3 protein-coding genes and 1 pseudogene are annotated in these 2,673 nt (G+C 38.4%); all 4 read left to right on the plus strand.

Annotation, left to right across the window (positions count from 1 at the left end):
* Positions 1-230, plus strand: a pseudogene (locus ACYQ21_RS15195) (ISAs1 family transposase); the annotation flags it as partial.
* A gap of 88 nt (positions 231-318) precedes the next feature.
* Complete coding sequence (rnpA, locus tag ACYQ21_RS15200; RefSeq protein ID WP_460059496.1) at positions 319-669, plus strand: ribonuclease P protein component; 351 nt, start codon at positions 319-321, stop codon at positions 667-669.
* Positions 670-713: 44 nt separating this feature from the next.
* The gene (locus ACYQ21_RS15205; protein WP_460059497.1) at positions 714-1,526 is read left to right on the plus strand and encodes a YidC/Oxa1 family membrane protein insertase; all 813 of its coding nucleotides are present in this window, start codon (positions 714-716) and stop codon (positions 1,524-1,526) included.
* A 127-nt stretch (positions 1,527-1,653) separates the two neighbouring features.
* Positions 1,654-2,562, plus strand: a complete 909-nt coding sequence (gene jag, locus ACYQ21_RS15210; protein ID WP_460059499.1) for an RNA-binding cell elongation regulator Jag/EloR — start codon at positions 1,654-1,656, stop codon at positions 2,560-2,562.
* Positions 2,563-2,673 lie beyond the last annotated feature (111 nt).

Below are 2,673 nucleotides of genomic sequence, written 5' to 3' on the forward strand. Positions count from 1 at the left end.
ACTGGAAAATTGAGAGTTTACATTGGGTGCTGGATGTTGTATTTTCTGAAGATGAGTGTCAGGTCATCTCAGAGAATGCGCAAAAAGTTTTGAATGTGTTTAGAAAACTCGCTATTTTAGCTCATCGAACTTATTTGAAACAAGTAAATAAAAGGGGTAGTGTCAAGCAGAATCTATTGAAATGCTTGGTGAATGAGAAGATATTGGCTGACGTAATAAAAAGTTTATGAAACGAACGTGAATGCACTTTTGAAATGGTGCATTTTTTGTATATTTGTGGTAAAATTGATTAGATAAATTACCATGGGAGAATCTATTTTGGCAATCAAAAAAGCTTTACGAATAAAGAAAAAGATTGATTTCGATAAAATTTTTTCTGCCAGAAAATCAACGGCGAACAAAAAATTTGTGGTTTACCAATTGCCTTCAGGAACACGCCATTTTAGAGCCGCGATTTCAGTGAGTAAGAAGTTAGGCAATGCCGTCACCCGAAACCGCACCAAACGGCTTGTCAGACATGCTTTGATACCACTCTCAGCCAATTTATCACAAACAGACTTTGTGATTGTTTGCCGAAAAGGGGTTGAGAGCTTGTCATTTGATGAGGTGCAGAAAAACTTGACACATGTCTTGAAGGTCGCCAAAATTTATCAAAAAACAGAGATATGAGTCGTATCATGTTTTAGGAATATCGTTAATGGAAAAGGAAAATTGTGAAGAAAAAACTTAAATTAGTCGCCTTATCAGGGTTAGCAATCCTTGTTTTAACAGGCTGTGGTCGGACAGATATTACAGGACAGACAAGTGGTCTTTGGGAACAATTTGTTTACGGCTTTGCCCAGATCATCCGCTTTCTCTCATTTGGTGGCTTAGTCGGTATTGGCATTATTTTATTTACTTTGGTCATCAGAACACTTTTATTACCTTTGATGCACATTCAAACGAAGTCAACACGTAAAATGCAAGAAGTGCAACCAGAATTAAATAAAATTAAAGCGCAATACCCAGGTAAAGATGCGGAAAGCAAACGTATCGTTGCTGAAAAAACACAAGAACTTTATGCTGAAAATGGGGTCAATCCTTATATGGGATGTCTGCCATTGTTGGTCCAAATGCCGATTCTTTGGGCTTTGTACCAAGCTATTACGCGTGTTGATTTTCTGCGTGATGGACATTTTCTTTGGTTTGACATTTCAGGGCATGACCCTTACTTTATCTTACCAATCCTCGCGGCAGTCTTTACTTTTGCCAGCTCATGGTTGACCATGAAAGCAGCACCTGAAAAGAATGCGATGACGACGAGTATGACCTATGTTATGCCTATTCTTATCTTTGTGATGGGGGTTAGTGTCGCGGCCGGTGTAGCGCTTTACTGGACAGTTTCAAATGCCTATCAAGTCTTTCAAACCTTGCTTTTGAACAATCCATTCAAGCTTCAGGAAGAACGTGCCGCCAAGGCGAACGCAGAAAAGAATAAAGAAAAGGCTCGTCAAAAGGCGTTAGCAAAAGCTAAGAAGAAAAAATAAGTTAATGTTAACTGTTTTTGTAGTGTTTGAAGTGACAAGATGATAGAGAATAAGAATTTATAGGCGATATTTTATAAACGTTAGAGAAGTACCTAAGCAAGGCTTAGTCGGAGGGGGAGTTAACGAGATGGCTATTTTTACAGGAAATACAGTAGATGAAGCGATTGAACGGGGGTTGAAAAAACTCGGTGTCAAACGTGAAAATGTCCATATTCAAATTGAACAAAAAGATAAAAAAGGTTTTTTAGGCATTGGGAAAAAGAGAGCACGTGTTAGTATCGATGCGATTCACGAAGAAACAGTTCGTCAGGCGGATAGACTTGCCACACGAGGTTTAGATGCGGATTTCATTGCAGAGTCACCAAAAGTTCAATCCGCTATGGAAGCAACGCTAGAATTATCACAAGTTGTTAAAGCTGTTAAAGCTGCTGAAAAAGCAAGTACAGGTGATTTAAGTCAAGAGGATAAAGAGGCAATTATCGAAGAAGCGAAGAATGAAATTGCTGAAAAAAAGTTAATCGAACTTGAAGGTAACGCCGAATACGTGGCAGAAGCTGAGACCATGACCTACAATCAAAATAAAGTGATCAAAGAAGTCTCGAAATATTTGACCTTAATCACACAAGATATGGGCGTGCCAGCATCAGTTTCAGCTCAAAATGACGGCAATCTGATTATTTTTAACCTCAAATCCTCACAGGATGGTTTGTTAATTGGTAAGCATGGCAAAATTCTACAGGCTTTGCAAGTTTTAGCAAAAGCTTATGCCAATAGTTTGACGGAAGAACGTGTTATCTTGGCAATTAACGTCGGCGATTATCACGAAAAACGTAAAGTCTATATCACAAGCCTAGCGCATCATGCAGCGAAACGTGCTCGTAATGGCGAAACAGTTTATATCAATGATTTGCAAAGTAATGAACGCAAAATCGTCCATGCGATTATTTCTCGGGAACTAGGTGTGGATAGCCGTTCTGTCGGACGTGATAGTGGTCGATATATCGTTGTGACAAAAGATGAAGTAAGTATTTTATAATTTGATATTCTTAACAAACCCAATAATACCAACGATTCAGAGAACAAAGAAATTTGTTCTCTTTTTGTATGCTGAATAATTTATGGGAGGTTTCAAAATGAACTGGGTCAA

Source organism: Pseudolactococcus yaeyamensis (assembly GCF_054658615.1).